This is a genomic window from Streptomyces africanus, assembly GCF_002150735.1.
GTDB classification, from domain to species: Bacteria; Actinomycetota; Actinomycetes; order Streptomycetales; family Streptomycetaceae; genus Streptomyces; species Streptomyces africanus.
The window spans coordinates 24,836-41,696 of record NZ_MUKA01000242.1; the positions used below are offsets into that span (position 1 = coordinate 24,836).

Consider the following 16,861-nt stretch of genomic DNA (forward strand, 5'->3'; position numbering starts at 1 on the left):
TTCACCATGAAGCTCCGCAAGGTCACCGCCGCCTCGGCCACCGTCTTCGCCCTCGCCCTGACCGCCACCGCGTGCGGCGGCGACAACAGCACGGGCGGCGGCTCCAGCTCCGGTGGCGGCAAGACGATCACCGTCGGCATCAAGTTCGACCAGCCGGGCCTCGGCCAGAAGACGCCGCAGGGCTACGCCGGCTTCGACGTCGATGTCGCCACCTACGTCGCGAAGAAGCTCGGTTACAAGGCGGACCAGATCGAGTGGAAGGAAGCGAAGAGCGCCGACCGCGAGACCCTGCTCCAGCGCGGTGACGTCGACTTCATCGCCGCGACCTACTCGATCACCCCGGAGCGTCAGCAGAAGGTCGACTTCGCCGGGCCGTACCTGCTGGCGCACCAGGATGTTCTGGTTCGTGCGGACGACAACAAGATCAAGTCGCCGAAGGACCTCAACAACGCCAAGCTGTGCTCGGTCACCGGCTCGACCTCGGCGCAGAACGTCAAGGAGAAGCTGGCTCCCAAGGCGCAGCTGCAGCCGTACCCGACGTACTCCGCCTGCCTGCCCGGGCTGCAGAACGGTGCCGTCGACGCGCTGACCACGGACGACTCGATCCTCGCCGGTTACGCCGCTCAGTCGCAGTTCAAGGGCAAGTTCAAGCTCGGCGGCTTCAAGCTGACCAACGAGAACTACGGCATCGGCGTCAAGAAGGGCAGCGACCTCAAGAACAAGATCAACAAGGCTCTTGAGGAGATGGTCGCCGACGGTTCGTGGCAGAAGGCCGTGGACAAGAACCTCGGCCCGGCCAACTACAAGAACGAGCCCGCGCCGAAGATCGGCGACATCAAGAGCTGAGGCAGCGCCTGGCCGGTGCGCCGCCCACCGGAAGGGGTGGCGCACCGGCGTGGGCATCCCTACACGCGGAAGCACGGGAGATCGTGTTCGACTTTCTTGAGGATTACGACCTGCTGGGAGCCTTCTGGACGACAGTGCAGCTCGCTGTGCTCTCCGCCGTCGGCTCCCTGATCTGGGGCACCCTGCTGGCCGCCATGCGCGTCGGCCCGGTGCCGCTGATGCGCGGTTTCGGGACCGCCTACGTGAACATCGTGCGGAACATCCCGCTGACCGTGATCATCCTGTTCACGTCGCTGGGTCTGAACCAGACGTTGGGAGTCTCCCTCGGCGCGAACGACGTCGAGACGATCAACTTCCGGCTCGCCGTCCTGGGCCTGATCCTCTACACCTCGTCCTTCGTATGCGAGGCGCTGCGCTCCGGCATCAACACGGTGCCGGTCGGGCAGGCGGAGGCGGCTCGCGCGATCGGTCTCAGTTTCAACCAGGTGCTGGGTCTGATCGTGTTGCCCCAGGCGTTCCGTTCATCCGTGGTACCGCTGGCCAACGTACTGATCGCCCTCATCAAGAACACGACGGTGGCCGCCGCCATCGGTGTCGCCGAAGCGGCAGTACTGATGAAGGAGATGATCGAGAACGAGGCTCAGCTGCTGCTGATCTCCGCGATCATCGCGTTCGGTTTCGTGGTCCTGACACTGCCGACCGGCCTGTTCCTCGGCTGGGTGGGCAAGAAGGTGGCGGTGAAGCGATGAGCTCCGTTCTGTACGACGCCCAGGGGCCTCGCGCCAAGCGGCGCAACGTCATCCTCACGGTGGTCTTCCTGGTCGCACTCGCCGCTCTGCTGTGGTGGGTGTTCGGGACCCTCAAGGACAAGGGCCAGCTGGAGTGGGCTCTGTGGGAGCCGTTCTTCCACACCGAGGCCTGGTCCACGTACATCTGGCCGGGTCTGCAGAACACCCTGAAAGCCGCCGCCCTGGCGGTGATCATCGCGATGCCGCTGGGCGCGGTCCTCGGCATCGCCCGTCTGTCGGACCACGCATGGGTCAGGGCGCCCGCCGCGATCGTGGTGGAGTTCTTCCGCTCCATCCCCGTGCTGGTGCTGATGATCTTCGGCCTCGCTCTGTTCGCCGAGTACACCAACGTCAGCTCCGACGACCGTCCGCTCTACGCGGTCGTCACCGGCCTGGTGCTCTACAACGCCTCCGTCCTCGCGGAGATCGTCCGGGCGGGCATCCTGTCCCTGCCCAAGGGCCAGTCGGAAGCGGCGATGGCGATCGGCCTGCGCAAGGGCCAGCTGATGCGCCTGATCCTGCTGCCCCAGGCCGTCACCGCGATGCTGCCGGCCATCGTGAGCCAGCTCGTCGTCATCGTGAAGGACACCGCGCTCGGCGGCGCCGTCCTCACCTACTCCGAACTGCTCTCCTCGGCGAACACCATGAGCGGGTACTACGGCGCGAACATCATCGCCAGCTTCACCGTCGTGGCCCTCATCTTCATCGCGCTCAACTTCGCCCTCACCTCGTTCGCCGGCTGGCTGGAGCGCCGGCTGCGCAGGGCCAAGAAGTCCACGGGCGCGGTCGTGGGCGTGAACGACGCGGAGGTCGCCGGTACGACCGGCACCGGCCCCGGAGGCACCGTCTGACACGCATTCACCTCACGTGACACACTCAGGGGCAGTGGCATGATCGCCACTGCCCCTGGTCACTTGACGCAAGCACCGGCAATGGGTTGCATACGTTCTGTGATCGTGCACCCTGCTCCAACTTCCTGTTCACCTGTGTCTCTCAGGACAACACCACGGGCAGGGGGCGCCGCGCCGTGGACCCGGTGATCATCGTCGGAGCGGGGCCCGTCGGGCTCACGCTCGCCCTGGCGCTGGCGCGTCAGGAGGTGCCGTGCGTCGTCCTCGACGAGGGGCCGGGCAAGGACGAACCCCGTGCGGCGCGCACCGTCGTCCTGCGCGAGGACACCGTCGCCCTCGTGGAACGGCTGACCGGTGTGCCCCTGTCCCGGGCCGGCGCCCACTGGGCCGGATGGCGGTCGATGCGGCGCAAGCAGGTGATGCGCGAGATCGTTTTCGACGGCGCTGATCCCGTCCCCCTGCACATCGCCCAGCACGTGCTGACCGGCGCCCTGCGCGCGGCCCTGTCCGGCGAACGGCTCGTCAAGATCGCGGTGGAGAGCCGGCTCGACGGCATCGAACAGGAGTCCTCGGGCGTCACGGCCCACACCCGCGGCCCCAAAGGCACCTGGTGGCGCGGCAGTTACCTGGTCGGCTGCGACGGGCCCCGCTCGACCGTGCGCAAACTCCAGGACATCCGCTTCCCGGGCCGTACGGCGGTGGAGCGTCACGCCGTTGCCGCGCTGCGTACGGAACTGCCCTGGCACGACGAGGCGTTGCTGCACCGCATGCCGCCGTGGCGCATGTCGGGCCCCTCGGCCGGCGAGGTCACCGCGCGCCCGCTGCCGGACGGCGTCTGGCGTCTGGACTGGCTCCTGCCGCCCGGCAAGGACCTGGTCACCCCCGAACTGCTGCTGACCCGCATCCGGGAGACCCTGGCCGGCTGGGCGGGCGGCACGGCCCCGCCGTACGAACTGCTGGACACCGGTGTCCACACGGTCCATCACCGCCTGGCCCGACGCTGGCGCGCCGACCGCGTCTTCCTCGCCGGGGACGCGGCCCACCTGCTCGGCGCGCTGGGCACGCACGGGCTCGACGAGGGCCTCAGGGACGCCGACAACCTCGCCTGGAAGCTGGCCGTGGCCTGGCACCACGGGCCGCACGACGCGCTCCTCGACAGCTACCAGACCGAGCGCCGAGCGGTCGTCGCCGCCCGCCTGCGCGCCGCCGACCAGGCACTGCCACTGCTGCGCGGCGGCGGAGGCCTGCGCTCCTACGTCCCCGGCTCGTCCCGGGGCCACGACGCGCTCCTCACGGAGGGTCACTTGGGGCACGGCCAGCTCGGCGCGCCGGGGACGTACGCCGACTCGCCCCTCGCGCCCCCACGCCTCGAGGGCGAGACTCCCGTCGACACGCCGCTCGGAGCGCCGGTCACCGACGTGCGGGTCACCGCGGAGGACGGCACCTTCGTACCGCTGCGGGACCGGCTCGGCCGCGGTGCACTGCTCGTGGTGCTCATCGCGCCGGGCACGGGCGTGTGGGAGCGCAAGCACTGGGTCAGCGCCGGCATCATGCCCCGCCTCGCGGCCGCGGTCACGGCACTGCCGCACCCCGCCGAACTGCTCGTCGCCGAGAGCTATCCGGGTGCTGCCGCGCACACGGTGCTCCTGGTGCGCCCCGACGGCCATCTCGTCACCGCACTGAGCGGAGTGCGCCCGGACGACCTGTACGCGGCGGCGGAGGCCGCGGTGGGCGGACCGGCGAAGGCGCAGGCCGAGGCCAGCGCGTCGGTCGGTTCTCGCTGACGTCGACACCGAGGGTGATGTGTTCGCTGTCACGGTGCGTCCGCATGGTGACAGCGAGTTGACCGGTCCGGGCCGTCATGGTGTACTCCGGTGCGTGACTGACACTTGTGTGCGCCTGTGGCGGAGGGTCCATATGGACCTCGTCCGCTATGCGGGCTGCGTGTGTCGCCCGTCCTGCTGACTTCGCCTCCCCCTTCCTCCGGGCGCACGCCGCGCTCTGTTCTGCCGCGGCCGACGCGCCTGATTCGCGAACCCTCATCAGGACCTTCAGGACGGCACCCGTGTCTGTATCTCCTTCCGCATCCCCCGCTGTCTCCTCTCCTGGATCGGCCCCCGGATCCGCTCCCGGATCCTCGTCTGTCTCCTCCGCCGTTTCGGCGCCCACTCAGGCCGACCTCTTCGACTTCGTGCGGCGTACGGCCGCCGACACCGAGCTGATCGCCTCCCTGCCGCTCGACCCGGAAGGCCGCACCTGGGTGCGGCTGGACGGGCCCGGCGGCAGCGAGGCCTGGCTGATCGGCTGGCCGCCCGGCACGGGCACCGGCTGGCACGACCATGCCGACTCCGTCGGCGCCTTCCTGACCGCGTCGGGCGAGCTCAAGGAGAACTCGCTCGCCGCGCGGCTGCCCACCGACGGCTGGAAGACCCTGGAACTCGCCGACGATGTCGACCGCGAACGCCGGCTGCCGTCCGGACAGGGCCGCGCCTTCGGCCGCCACCACGTCCACGAGGTGCTCAACGAGTCTCCCGACCGGCACGCGATCTCCGTCCACGCCTACTACCCGCCCCTGCCGCAGATCCGCCGCTTCAGCCGCAGCGGGTCGATCCTGCGGCTCGAGCAGGTGGAACGACCGGAGGACTGGCAGTGAGCGCGACGCACGAGCAGGTGAGCGACGGGCGCGGCAGCAGCGGCGGCAGTGGGGACACAGGTGGCAGTGGGGGCGTCCAGCGTCCCGTCGGCATCGACGAGTTGCTGGAGCGCGTACGGGCGGGCTACGAGCGGATCGAACCGCAGGAGGCGTACGAGGCCGCGCTGGCCGGTGACGCGCTGCTGGTGGACATCCGCTACGCGGCCCTGCGCGAACGGGACGGCCTGGTCTCCGGCGCCCTCGTCGTCGAGCGCAACGAGCTGGAGTGGCGCCTCGACCCGCAGGGCAGCCACCGTCTCCCCGAGGCCACGAGCCACGCCCTGCGCGTCGTGGTGATCTGCAACGAGGGGTACGCCTCCAGCCTGGCGGTCCAGTCCCTGCATCAGCTGGGGCTGCACCGGGCCACCGATCTGGTCGGCGGGTTCCAGGCTTGGCGGGCGGCGGGGCTTCCCGTGGTGTGATCCCGGGGCGTTGGGCGCGGACCCCATGGGGTCTCGCCCTTGCCTCAGACCCCCTCGTCCCCGAGAAACTCCGTGTCCTCGCCCTCCTCCTCCAGTGCCTGCCGGACCACACGCAGGGCCATGCCCTCGGAGTAGCCCTTGCGGGCGAGCATGCCGGCGAGGCGGCGCAGACGCTTGTCCCGGTCGAGCCCCCGGGTGGAGCGGAGCTTGCGCGCGACGAGTTCCCGCGCGGTCGCCTCCTCCTGCTCCGAGTCGAGCTGGGAGACGGCCTCGTCGATCAGCGTGGAGTCGACGCCCTTGGTCCGCAGCTCCCGGGCGAGCGCCCGCCGGGCCAGCCCTCGGCCGTGGTGCCGGGACTCCACCCAGGCGTCGGCGAATGCGCCGTCGTTGATGAGGCCGACCTCTTCGAACCGCGACAGCACCTCCTCGGCGGCATCGTCCGGGATCTGCCGCTTGCGCAGGGCGTCGGCGAGTTGCTTGCGGGTTCGCGGGGTCCCGGTGAGCAGGCGCAGGCAGATCGCCCGAGCCTGCTCGACCGGGTCCCCCGGAGGCTCCCCCTGCTCGGCCCTCGACGAGGAAGGGGAACCTCCGTCCTCGGCATCCGCCGCGTCGGAGCGGCGCCGGCGACGCCCACGTCCACGCCCACCGGGCGATCCACCGCCGCGCGAGCCGTCTCTGGAGGAGCCGCCTTCGCGTGCGCCTCCGGTCGATGAGTCTCTGCCGGATGAGCCGCCGTACGGAGAGGCCTCCCCGTACGGCCCGTCATCCCCGTACAGCCGGTCGTCCCCGTGCCCGTCCTCCCCGTCCACGGCCGAGCCCGTCTCCCCTCCGGTGCCCCTCCCCCGTGGGGCACCGGAGGCGGCGTACTCGTACTCCGCCCAGTCGGTTCGTCGTGTCACGGGTCAGCTCTTGGCTGCGGCGGCCTTGGACTTGGCGGTCTTGGCCGCTGCCGGGGCGGGGACCGCAGGCGCGTCGGCCGGTGCCGGGGAGACCGCCGCGTCCGTGCCCGGCTCGGCGGCCGGCTCCTCGGGACGCACACCGACGCCCAGCTTCTCCTTGATCTTCTTCTCGATCTCGTTGGCCAGGTCGGGATTGTCCTTCAGGAAGTTGCGCGCGTTCTCCTTGCCCTGGCCGAGCTGGTCGCCCTCGTACGTGTACCAGGCGCCGGCCTTGCGGACGAAGCCGTGCTCCACGCCCATGTCGATCAGACCGCCCTCGCGGCTGATGCCGTGACCGTAGAGGATGTCGAACTCGGCCTGCTTGAAGGGCGGCGCGACCTTGTTCTTGACGACCTTGCAGCGGGTGCGGTTGCCGACCGCGTCCGTGCCGTCCTTCAGGGTTTCGATGCGGCGGATGTCGATGCGCACCGAGGCGTAGAACTTCAGCGCCCGGCCACCGGTCGTGGTCTCCGGGGAGCCGAACATCACGCCGATCTTCTCGCGGAGCTGGTTGATGAAGATCGCGGTGGTCTTGGACTGGTTGAGCGCGCTGGTGATCTTCCGCAGGGCCTGGCTCATCAGGCGGGCCTGCAGACCCACGTGGCTGTCGCCCATCTCGCCCTCGATCTCCGCGCGCGGGACGAGCGCCGCGACGGAGTCGATGACGATGAGGTCGAGGGCGCCGGAGCGGACCAGCATGTCCACGATCTCCAGGGCCTGCTCGCCGTTGTCCGGCTGGGAGAGGATGAGGTTGTCGATGTCGACACCGAGCTTCTTCGCGTACTCGGGGTCGAGTGCGTGCTCCGCGTCGACGAAGGCGACCTGGCCGCCGGCCTTCTGCGCGTTCGCCACCGCGTGCAGGGTCAGGGTGGTCTTACCGGAGGACTCCGGTCCGTAGATCTCCACGACACGGCCGCGGGGCAGGCCGCCCACGCCGAGGGCCACGTCGAGGGCGGTGGATCCGGTCGGGATGACCTCGATGGGCTCCTTGGTCCGGTCGCCCATGCGCATGACCGCGCCCTTGCCGAATTGCCGTTCAATCTGTGCGAGAGCGGCATCCAGGGCCTTCTCGCGGTCGGTTCCTGCCATGGGTTCCACCCGATTTGCTTGAGTCGATCGCTTCACGTCAAAGACGCTAACGCCTGCCACTGACAATGCGCCCCGACGCACGTCCGGCCTGTGGATAACTCGGGCACTTCTCCACCCAAAGTACGTCGAACTGCCCGTCGTTGAGCTTCGCCGGAGACTCCATAAGAATGGATGTTCGATTTTCGTGTCAAGCGCACCATGCGGCACCTCCGTGACAGGGCGCGGCGACTCAGGCCGGGCTCTCCCCGGAGCCCTCGTCCCCGGACCGCCCGTCCCCGGATCCCCCGCCATCGGACCGTCCGCCCTCGGACTGCCCGGCGTCGGACTGCCCGGCGTCGGGCCGCTCCGCCCCGGCCCGCCGTGCCCACAGCTGCCTCGCGCGCGTGACGAGGCCCGGCCCCTCCCCGCGGCGGTGATGGCCATGCACCCGGGGGTCGTCCGTGACGGCGTACCGCTTCACGTAGGCCCCCAGGAAGGCCTGGAGCGTGGCGATGGCGGGGATGGCGATCAGCGCGCCGACGGCGCCCAGGAGCGCGGTGCCCGCGATGACCGAGCCGAAGGCGACCGCGGGGTGGATGTCGACGGTCTTGGACGTCAGCTTCGGCTGGAGCACGTAGTTCTCGAACTGCTGGTAGATCACCACGAAGATCAGCACCCACAGCGCGTACCAGGGGTTGACCGTGAACGCGATCAGCATGGGCAGCGCGCCCGCGAGATACGTGCCGATGGTGGGGATGAACTGCGACACCAGGCCCACCCACACGGCGAGCACGGGCGCGTAGGGCACGTCCAGGGCCTGCAGGAGGACGAAGTGCGCTATGCCGGAGATCAGTGCCATCAGGCCGCGCGAGTAGATGTAGCCGCCGGTCTTGTTCACGGCGATCTCCCAGGCGCGCAGCACCTCGGCCTGCCGGGCGGGCGGCAGGAGGGAGCAGATCGTGCGGCGCAGTCGCGGGCCGTCCGCGGCGAAGTAGAACGAGAACAGCGCGATCGTCAGCAGCTGGAAGAGACCTCCGATGACCTGGGCGGACACGTCCAGGACACCCGTGGCGCTGTTCTGCACGTAGGTGCGCAGCCAGTCGGAGCGCAGCAGGCCCTCCTGGATGTCCACGCGCTTCAGATCGGTTTTGAAGTGCGTGTTGACCCAGTGGATGACGGAGTCGAGGTAGCCCGGGAAGCCCTCGATCATCTTGATGATCTGGTCCGCGAGGATGGAGCCGAGCAGCGTGACGAAGCCCGCCACCCCGATCATCACGCCGATGAAGACGATGAACGTGGCCAGTCCCCTGCGCATACCGCGCGAGGCCATCCAGCTCACCGCCGGCTCGATGGCGAGCGCCAGGAAGAACGCGATGAGGATGTTGACCAGCAGCCCGGTGAGCTGGTGGAAGGCCCAGCTGCCCAGCTGGAACACGGCGACGAGGGCGAGTGCGAGCACCAGGGCGCGCGGCAGCCAGCGCGGCATGCGGCCGTTCGGCCCGGTGTCCCCGGCCGGGGGCGGGGGCGACGCGGGCGGTGTCGTGCCGAACGGGGAGGACTGCTGAGCTGCCTGCCCGGTCTCGTCAGTGGGTGCCACGCACCAAGTCTCGCCCACGCCACCGACAGCCGTCTGCCCGCGTGCGATCTTCGTGGGCCGTCAGTCAGCGGTCTCCACGACGGGTCAACGCTTCTCCCTCGGGACGTCCATCACCGCACACACCACCTGCCAGACCTCCTTGGCGTCCCAGCCGGCGTCGAGCGCCCCGTGGACGGTGCGCCCGCCGAGCTCCGCCATCACATGGTCGCGCGCGAAGGTGTCGGCGTATCCCGGACCGAAGTGCTCCGCCATCCGCTGCCAGAAGACCGTCAACCGCATGACTCCAGTATCCCGCCCCTGCGGGTGGGCCTGGGCCGGGACCGCCTGCCGGCACCGTATTGCGCCCTACGGTCTGACCCATGGCCGAAACAGGAGCTCCCTCACTCCCCCAGTCGCCCGCGCCGCACACCCCCGTGGCGCGTGCGGAACGCTTCGTCTGGCTCACCGCGCGCGTGCTCGAGCAGCGCCTCTTCGCCCACCACTTCCGGGGCGGCGCCGCCGACCCGGTGGAGACCGCCCTGGATGCCTACCGCAACGAGGACGGCGGGTACGGCCACGCGCTGGAGCCCGACCTGCGCGGCCCGGTCAGCCAGCCGCTGCACACCGCCCACGCCCTGCGCGTCCTGGACGCCGTGGGACGCTGCGCCGGCCAGCGAGTGGAACGCATGTGCCGCTATCTGACCTCCGTCTCCACGGCGGACGGCGCCCTCCCGGCGATCCACCCCAGCCAGCGCGGCTACCCGACGGCGCCCTTCGTACCGGTCGTGGAGGACCCGCCCAGCGACCTCCTGGCCACCGGGCCGGTGGTGGGGCTGCTGCACCGCAACGAGGTGTGGCACGCCTGGCTGTTCCGGGCCACGGACTTCTGCTGGCAGGCGGTCGAGTCGCTGGAGAAGTCCCACCCCTACGAGATCGAGGCCGCCGTGGCCTTCCTCGACTCCGCCCCGGACCGCACGCGCGCGGAGGCGGCCGCCGATCGTCTGGGCCGCCTGGTCCGCGAACACCGTCTGGCGGCTCTGGACCCCGAGAATCTGGACGTGTACCCGGTACCTCCTGGTTACGCCCAGGGCGAGCACCACTTTCCGTACGACTACGCGAGGACACCGTGCTCCCTCGCGCGCGCGTGGTTCACCGACGAGGAGATGGCCCGCTCGCTGGACCACCTCGCGGCCCAGCAACAGGAGGACGGTGGCTGGCCCGTCCGGTGGCGCCGCTGGGCCTCGGCCCCCGCCCTGGAGGCCCGCCCGGTGGTGACGATCGAGGCCCTGCGCACCCTCAGCGCCTACGGCCGCGGCATCGGCTGATCAGGCCCCCATGGCCCGCACTCCCGCGGTCACCACCACAGCCGCTGCGACGACGAGCAGGAACGGCGCCCGCAGCATCAGCGCCACAGCGGCGGCTCCGACTCCGGCGGCCCGCGCGTCCAGGACCAGCGCCTGTCCGTCGGCGAAGGTCTGCTGGGCCGTGAGGGCCGCCAGCAAGGCGACGGGCAGCAGCGCGGCGAGCCGCTTCACGACGGGCCGCTCGAGCGCCCCCGCGGGCACCAGCAGCCCGGCCAGCTTGACGGCGTAGCACCCGAGGACGGTCACACCGATCGCGATCCAGACGTTCACCCCTGCTCCCCCTGTCCCCTGCGCCGGCCGTCCGCCCAGAGCACGACCGGCGCCGCCAGCGCGGCCAGCAGAACCGGCACACCGGCGGGCAGCACGGGCAGCAGCCCGAGCCCCAGCAGCACGGCGAGCCCGGCGGCGGCCCGCTCGGTGCCGGTCTTCAGCATCGGGGCGAGCAGCGCCAGGAACACCGCGGGTCCTGCCGCGTCCAGCCCCCACGCGTCGGTGTCCCCGATGGCCTCGGCGCCCAGGGCGCCGAGCAGCGTGGTGAGGTTCCACAGGACGTACAGGCTCAGCCCCGTCACCAGGAAACCGATCCGCGCAGCGCGCCGCGTGGGCTGTGCGAGCGCGACGGCGGCCGTCTCGTCGATCACCCACTGGGCGGCGAACGGCCGCACCGCGCGCGGGAGGGCCAGCATCTGTGACAGACGCAGGCCGTAGAAGGCGTTCCGTACGCCCAGGAAAAAGGCCCCGGCCGCCGCCGTGAACGGGCCGCCACCGGCCGCGAGGGCGCCCACCAGGGCGAACTGGGACGCGCCGGTGAACACCAGCAGACTGAGCGCGCACGTCTGCATCAGCGTGAGTCCACTGCCGGCCGATGTCACCCCGAAGGCGAACCCGGAGAGCCCGACGGCCACTCCGACGCCCAGGGCGTCCCGCACGACGGCACGGTCCGCCTTCCCACTGGTCTCTGTCTCTTCGAGAGCTGTGCGATCTGCCACGCCCCGCACGCTACGAGGAGCCGCTACCGCAGGTCTTGTACGTTCTTGCGCTCCCGCTGATAGGCCCCCGGCGGCACACCGACCATCCGGCTGAAGTGCCGGTTGAGGTGCGGCTGATCGGTGAAGCCCACGGCCACGGCGACCTCCGAGGGCGCCGTCCCGAGGTCCAGCAGCCGCCGCGCCCGCCGTATCCGCGCGTCCGTGAGCCACGCGTGCGGCGGCATCCCGTAGGCGTCCCGGAAGGCCCGCAGCAAGGCGAAGGGACTGGTCCCGAGGTCGGCCGCCAACCGCTCCAGGCTCGGCGGCCGCGCCATCCGCTCCTCCAGCACCGCACGCGCGCGTGCCGCGATCCGGGCCCCCGCCGTCCGCACCTCCCGCCGTGGCATGGGCCCGCCGTTCAGCCGCAGCAACCTGGTCACGGCGACCCGCAGCAGCGTGTCCGCGGCCAGCGCGTTGCCCTCGTCGGCGGCCCGCAGCACCTGATGCACCAGCCCGACGGCGTACGGGTCGTCCACCACGGGGCTGACGAACCCCGGTGTCCCCCGCAGCGCCGTGGTCTCGGCCGCGATCTCCGCCACGACATCGACGGGCGGATACACGGCCCCGTACCGCCACCCCTCCGGCACACCGGCCCGCCCGGTGTGCGGAGTATCCGGATTCACCAGCGCGAGAGCCCCGGCCCCCGCGTACTGATCGCCCCCGCCGTGGTGAAACACCTCCACCCCGTCGGCGATGGCGGCGATCACGAAGTTCTCGTGCGTGTGCCGCACGAACGTCTTCCGCACGTACCGGGCCCGCAGCAGGTCCACCCCGGGCAGCTCGGCGTACTGCCAGTGCCGCGCGCGCTCGCTCATACGGCCATTGTCCGACCCCCCGGCCCACCCCGAAACGGCAGGCCGGACCGCGGCGGGCTCCCGTTGTCAGTGGTGGGGTGCACGATGGACGCATGCCCAGCACAGCACCCGGACCCCTGGACGGCTTCTCCCCCGCGACCCGCGCCTGGTTCTCGGGCGCCTTCTCGGCGCCCACCACGGCCCAGTCCGGTGCGTGGCAGGCCATCCACGAGGGTTCGGACGTGCTCGTCGTCGCCCCCACGGGCTCCGGCAAGACCCTGGCCGCCTTCCTCGCCGCCCTGGACCAGCTCGCTTCGACTCCTCCTCCCGCCGACCCGAGGAAGCGCTGCCGGGTCCTGTACATCTCGCCGCTGAAGGCCCTGGCCGTGGACGTCGAGCGCAACCTCCGCAGTCCCCTGACCGGCATCCGCCAGGAATCCGTACGGATGGGCCTGCCCGAGCCCGAGGTGAAGGTGGGCATCCGCTCGGGCGACACCCCCGCCGCCGAGCGGCGCGCCCTGTCCACCCGCCCGCCGGACATCCTGATCACCACCCCCGAGTCGCTGTTCCTGATGCTGACGTCGGCCACGCGCGACGCGCTGACCGGCGTGGAGACGGTGATCCTCGACGAGGTGCACGCGGTCGCGGGCACCAAGCGCGGCGCCCACCTCGCCCTCTCCCTGGAGCGGCTGGACGAGCTCCTCCCCAAGCCCGCCCGCCGCATCGGCCTCTCCGCGACGGTCCGGCCGGTCGACGAGGTGGCCCGTTTCCTCTCGCCCCGCCGCAAGGTGGAGATCGTCCAGCCGGAGTCGGGCAAGGAGTTCGACCTCTCCGTGGTCGTCCCGGTCGAGGACCTGGGCGAGCTGGGCGGCTCCCCGGTGGCGGACGGCTCGGAGGGCGCCGAGCGCCCGTCGATCTGGCCGCACGTGGAGGAGCGGATCACCGACCTCGTCCAGTCCCACCGCTCCACGATCGTCTTCGCGAACTCCCGCCGCCTCGCGGAGCGCCTGTGCAACCGCCTGAACGAGATCGCGTACGAACGGGCCACGGGCGAGACCCTCGACGAGCACCACTCCCCCGCCGAGCTCATGGGCGGTTCGGGAGCCGCCCAGGGCGCGCCCCAGGTCATCGCCCGCGCCCACCACGGCTCGGTGTCCAAGGAGCAGCGTGCCCTGGTCGAGGAGGACCTCAAGGCGGGCCGCCTCCCGGCGGTCGTGGCCACGTCCAGTCTCGAACTGGGCATCGACATGGGCGCGGTCGACCTGGTGGTCCAGGTCGAATCACCCCCCTCGGTGGCCTCCGGCCTGCAACGCGTCGGCCGGGCGGGCCACCAGGTGGGCGCGGTCTCCACCGGCGTGGTCTTCCCGAAGTACCGCGGCGACCTGGTCCAGGCGGCGGTGGTCACCGAGCGCATGCGGACCGGCGCCATCGAGTCCCTCAGGGTCCCCGCCAACCCGCTGGACGTCCTGGCCCAGCAGATCGTCGCCATGACGGCCATGGACACCTGGCAGTTCGACGACCTCCTCGCCGCCGTGCGACGGGCAGCCCCCTTCGCCTCGCTCCCGGAGTCGGCCTTCACGGCGGTCCTCGACATGCTGGCCGGCCGCTACCCGTCCGACGCGTTCGCCGAGCTGCGCCCGCGCGTGGTGTGGGACCGCGTCACCGGGGAGATCACGGGCCGTCCCGGCGCGCAGCGCCTCGCCGTCACGTCCGGGGGCACGATCCCCGACCGCGGTCTCTTCGGCGTCTTCCTCGCCGGCGCCGACCCCAAGAAGGGCGGCGGCCGGGTCGGCGAGCTCGACGAGGAGATGGTCTACGAGTCCCGCGTCGGCGACGTCTTCACGCTCGGCACGAGCTCCTGGCGCATCGAGGACATCACCCGCGACCGCGTCCTGGTCTCCCCCGCCCCCGGCGTGCCGGGCCGGCTGCCCTTCTGGAAGGGCGACCAGCTGGGCCGCCCGCTCGAACTGGGCCGGGCGCTGGGCGCGTTCCTGCGTGAGGTCGGCTCGCTGTCCAAGGACGACGCCCGGCTGCGCCTCCTCGCCGCCGGCCTGGACGCCTGGGCGGCGGACAACGTGCTGTCCTACCTGGACGAGCAGCGCGAGGCCTGCGGCCACGTCCCGGACGACCGGACGATCGTCGTGGAGCGCTTCCGCGACGAGCTCGGGGACTGGCGTGTGGTCGTGCACTCGCCCTTCGGCGCCCAGGTGCACGCCCCCTGGGCGCTCGCGCTCGGCGCGAAGCTCTCCGAGCGCTACGGCATGGACGCGCAGGTCATGCACGCCGACGACGGCATCGTGCTGCGTCTGCCGGACGCCGATCTGATGGGCCTGGACCTGCTGGACCAGGAACCGGTGAAGATGGGCCGGGAGTACGACGCCGAGCAGGCCCCCGTGGGCGCCGCCGACGTCGTCTTCGACAAGGGCGAGGTCGACCAGGTCGTCACCGACCAGGTGGGAAGCTCGGCGCTGTTCGCGGCCCGTTTCCGCGAGTGCGCCGCCCGCGCGCTGCTGCTCCCGCGCCGCAACCCGGGCAAGCGCACGCCGCTGTGGCAGCAACGCCAGCGCGCCTCCCAGCTGCTCCAGGTGGCGAGCGAGTTCGGCTCGTTCCCGATCGTCCTGGAGGCGGTCCGCGAGTGCCTGCAGGACGTCTTCGACGTCCCCGGGCTCGTGGAACTGATGGGCGACCTGGAGTCCCGCAAGGTGCGGCTCGTCGAGGTCACCACCCCCGAGCCGTCCCCCTTCGCCCGCTCCCTCCTCTTCGGCTACGTCGCCCAGTTCCTGTACGAGGGCGATTCCCCGCTCGCCGAGCGCCGCGCCGCGGCCCTGTCGCTGGACTCACGGCTGCTGGCCGAGCTGCTGGGCCAGGCGGAGCTGCGCGAGCTGCTCGACGCGGAGGTGCTGACGGAGCTGGAGCGGGAGCTTCAATGGCTCACCGAGGACCGCCGCGTCAAGGACGCCGAGGGCGTCGCGGACCTCCTCCGCCTCCTCGGCCCGCTCACGGACGCGGAACTGGCCGAGCGGGGCGCCGAACCGCAGTGGGCTCAGGACCTGGCCGGCGCCCGGCGCGCCATCCGGGTCCGGATCGCGGGCAGTGACCACTGGGCGGCGATCGAGGACGCCGGCCGACTGCGCGACGCACTGGGCACCGCCCTGCCGGTCGGTGTCCCGGAGGCCTTCACGGAGCCCGTCAAGGACCCGCTCGGCGACCTCCTCGCGCGTTACGCCCGCACCCACGGCCCGTTCACCTCGACCACGGCGGCGGCCCGCTTCGGCCTGGGCGTGGCCGTCACCGAGGGCGCCCTCCAGCGGCTGGCCGCGGCGGGCCGGGTCGTCCAGGGCGAGTTCCACCCGGCCGGGATCGGCCAGGAGTGGTGCGACGCGGCCGTGCTGCGCCGGCTGCGCCGCCGCTCCCTGGCGGCCCTGCGCCATGAGCTGGAGCCGGTGCCGCCGGCCGCGCTCGCCCAGTTCCTCCCCCAGTGGCAGCACATCGGCAAGGGGCACTCCCTGCGCGGCATCGACGGCCTGGTGCGCGCCATCGAGCAGGTGCAGGGCGCGTCCGTGCCCGCCTCCGCCCTGGAGAAGCTGGTGCTGCCTTCCAGGGTCGTGAACTACAACCCGGCCATGCTGGACGAGCTCACCGCCGCCGGAGAGGTCCTCTGGGCCGGGGCGGGTTCCCTCCCCGGCAAGGACGGCTGGGTCTCCCTCTACCTGGCGGACGCGGCGCCCCTGCTCCTGCCGCCCCCGCACCCCCTGGAGCTGACTGCCCTGCACCAGTCCGTCCTGGACACCCTCTCCGGCGGCTACGGCCTGTTCTTCCGCCAGATCGCCGACCAGGTCCGGGCCACCACCCACCCCGACGCCACCGATCCTCAGCTGGCCGACGCGCTCTGGGATCTGGCCTGGTCCGGACGCCTGACCAACGACACGCTCGCCCCCATGCGCTCCCTGCTCGGCTCGGGCCGCACCGCCGGCTCCACGGCCCACCGCGCCAAGCGTGCGGTCCCGCGCGGCCGCTACGGCTCCCTGACGGCCGCCGCCCGCCCAGCTTCCCGGTCCGGCCCGCCGACCGTCGCCGGCCGCTGGTCCCTGCTCCCGGCCCATGAGCCGGACCCGACGGTGCGGGCGCACGCCCTCGCCCGCACGCTCCTCGACCGGCACGGCGTGGTGACCAGGGGCGCGGTCTCGGCGGAGGGCGTCGAGGGCGGCTTCTCTGCGACGTACCGCGTCCTGTCCGCCTTCGAGGAGAGCGGCCAGGCCCGCCGCGGCTACGTCGTGGAGGGCCTCGGCGCCGCGCAGTTCGCGATGGACGGAGCCGTGGACCGCCTGCGCGCGGTGGCCAACGCCCGCGACCGCGGCGAGGACCTGCCCGGCCCGCCTCCCGGCCCCGGCCTCGATCCGTTCCCCGCGCATGACTTCCCCGCCCATGACTTCGCCGGACATGACTTCGCCGGACAGGACGACTCGTTCCCGCCCGACGACCACCCGGGCGACC

15 protein-coding genes and 1 pseudogene are annotated in these 16,861 nt (G+C 71.7%); 9 read left to right on the plus strand and 7 right to left on the minus strand.

The window, feature by feature from the left end:
* Positions 1 to 6 precede the first annotated feature (6 nt).
* From CCL05_RS28205 to CCL05_RS28230, 7 genes are all read left to right on the plus strand, one after another.
* Positions 7 to 846, plus strand: coding sequence for a glutamate ABC transporter substrate-binding protein (locus CCL05_RS28205; protein ID WP_086563373.1), 840 nt, complete (start codon positions 7 to 9; stop codon positions 844 to 846).
* 83 nt (positions 847 to 929) lie between these two features.
* Positions 930 to 1,595 (plus strand): amino acid ABC transporter permease, encoded by a 666-nt coding sequence (locus CCL05_RS28210; protein WP_086563375.1) that lies wholly within the window; start codon positions 930 to 932, stop codon positions 1,593 to 1,595.
* Positions 1,592 to 2,485, plus strand: a complete 894-nt coding sequence (locus CCL05_RS28215; protein ID WP_086563377.1) for an amino acid ABC transporter permease — start codon at positions 1,592 to 1,594, stop codon at positions 2,483 to 2,485. The genes CCL05_RS28210 and CCL05_RS28215 overlap by 4 nt, the downstream gene beginning before the upstream one ends.
* A gap of 176 nt (positions 2,486 to 2,661) precedes the next feature.
* Positions 2,662 to 4,269, plus strand: coding sequence for an FAD-dependent monooxygenase (locus CCL05_RS28220; RefSeq protein WP_086563379.1), 1,608 nt, complete (start codon positions 2,662 to 2,664; stop codon positions 4,267 to 4,269).
* Positions 4,270 to 4,378: 109 nt separating this feature from the next.
* A complete protein-coding gene (locus CCL05_RS47310) occupies positions 4,379 to 4,450 on the plus strand; it encodes a putative leader peptide (protein ID WP_309544753.1) in 72 nt (23 codons plus the stop codon).
* Between the two features lie 100 nt (positions 4,451 to 4,550).
* Positions 4,551 to 5,138, plus strand: a complete 588-nt coding sequence (locus tag CCL05_RS28225; RefSeq protein ID WP_086563381.1) for a cupin domain-containing protein — start codon at positions 4,551 to 4,553, stop codon at positions 5,136 to 5,138.
* 92 nt (positions 5,139 to 5,230) lie between these two features.
* Complete coding sequence (locus CCL05_RS28230; protein ID WP_244204443.1) at positions 5,231 to 5,599, plus strand: rhodanese-like domain-containing protein; 369 nt, start codon at positions 5,231 to 5,233, stop codon at positions 5,597 to 5,599.
* Between the two features lie 44 nt (positions 5,600 to 5,643).
* On the opposite strand, the gene recX is transcribed toward CCL05_RS28230, so the two are convergent.
* The 4 genes from recX to CCL05_RS28250 form a co-directional block, all read right to left on the minus strand.
* Positions 5,644 to 6,498: a recombination regulator RecX gene (gene recX / locus CCL05_RS28235; protein ID WP_086563383.1), complete on the minus strand. Its 855-nt coding sequence runs from the start codon at positions 6,496 to 6,498 to the stop codon at positions 5,644 to 5,646.
* 3 nt (positions 6,499 to 6,501) lie between these two features.
* Positions 6,502 to 7,626, minus strand: a complete 1,125-nt coding sequence (gene recA / locus CCL05_RS28240) for a recombinase RecA (protein ID WP_086563385.1) — start codon at positions 7,624 to 7,626, stop codon at positions 6,502 to 6,504.
* A 229-nt stretch (positions 7,627 to 7,855) separates the two neighbouring features.
* Complete coding sequence (locus CCL05_RS28245; RefSeq protein ID WP_086563387.1) at positions 7,856 to 9,202, minus strand: AI-2E family transporter; 1,347 nt, start codon at positions 9,200 to 9,202, stop codon at positions 7,856 to 7,858.
* 84 nt (positions 9,203 to 9,286) lie between these two features.
* Positions 9,287 to 9,481, minus strand: a complete 195-nt coding sequence (locus CCL05_RS28250; protein ID WP_086563389.1) for a DUF3046 domain-containing protein — start codon at positions 9,479 to 9,481, stop codon at positions 9,287 to 9,289.
* A gap of 80 nt (positions 9,482 to 9,561) precedes the next feature.
* Here CCL05_RS28250 and CCL05_RS28255 point away from each other — a divergent pair, with 80 nt between their 5' ends.
* The gene (locus CCL05_RS28255) at positions 9,562 to 10,506 is read left to right on the plus strand and encodes a hypothetical protein (protein WP_086563390.1); all 945 of its coding nucleotides are present in this window, start codon (positions 9,562 to 9,564) and stop codon (positions 10,504 to 10,506) included.
* Here CCL05_RS28255 and CCL05_RS28260 read toward each other — a convergent pair whose 3' ends face one another.
* From CCL05_RS28260 to CCL05_RS28270, 3 genes and pseudogenes are all read right to left on the minus strand, one after another.
* The gene (locus tag CCL05_RS28260; protein WP_086563391.1) at positions 10,507 to 10,815 is read right to left on the minus strand and encodes an AzlD domain-containing protein; all 309 of its coding nucleotides are present in this window, start codon (positions 10,813 to 10,815) and stop codon (positions 10,507 to 10,509) included.
* The gene (locus tag CCL05_RS28265; protein WP_086563399.1) at positions 10,812 to 11,534 is read right to left on the minus strand and encodes an AzlC family ABC transporter permease; all 723 of its coding nucleotides are present in this window, start codon (positions 11,532 to 11,534) and stop codon (positions 10,812 to 10,814) included. The genes CCL05_RS28260 and CCL05_RS28265 overlap by 4 nt, the downstream gene beginning before the upstream one ends.
* Positions 11,420 to 12,388 (minus strand): annotated as a pseudogene (locus tag CCL05_RS28270) (AraC family transcriptional regulator); the annotation flags it as partial. The pseudogene CCL05_RS28270 and the gene CCL05_RS28265, both read right to left, overlap by 115 nt.
* A 92-nt stretch (positions 12,389 to 12,480) precedes the next feature.
* On the opposite strand from CCL05_RS28270, the gene CCL05_RS28275 reads away from it, so the two are divergent.
* A partial coding sequence (locus CCL05_RS28275) for an ATP-dependent helicase (protein ID WP_244204442.1) occupies positions 12,481 to 16,861 on the plus strand: 4,381 nt, incomplete at its 3' end.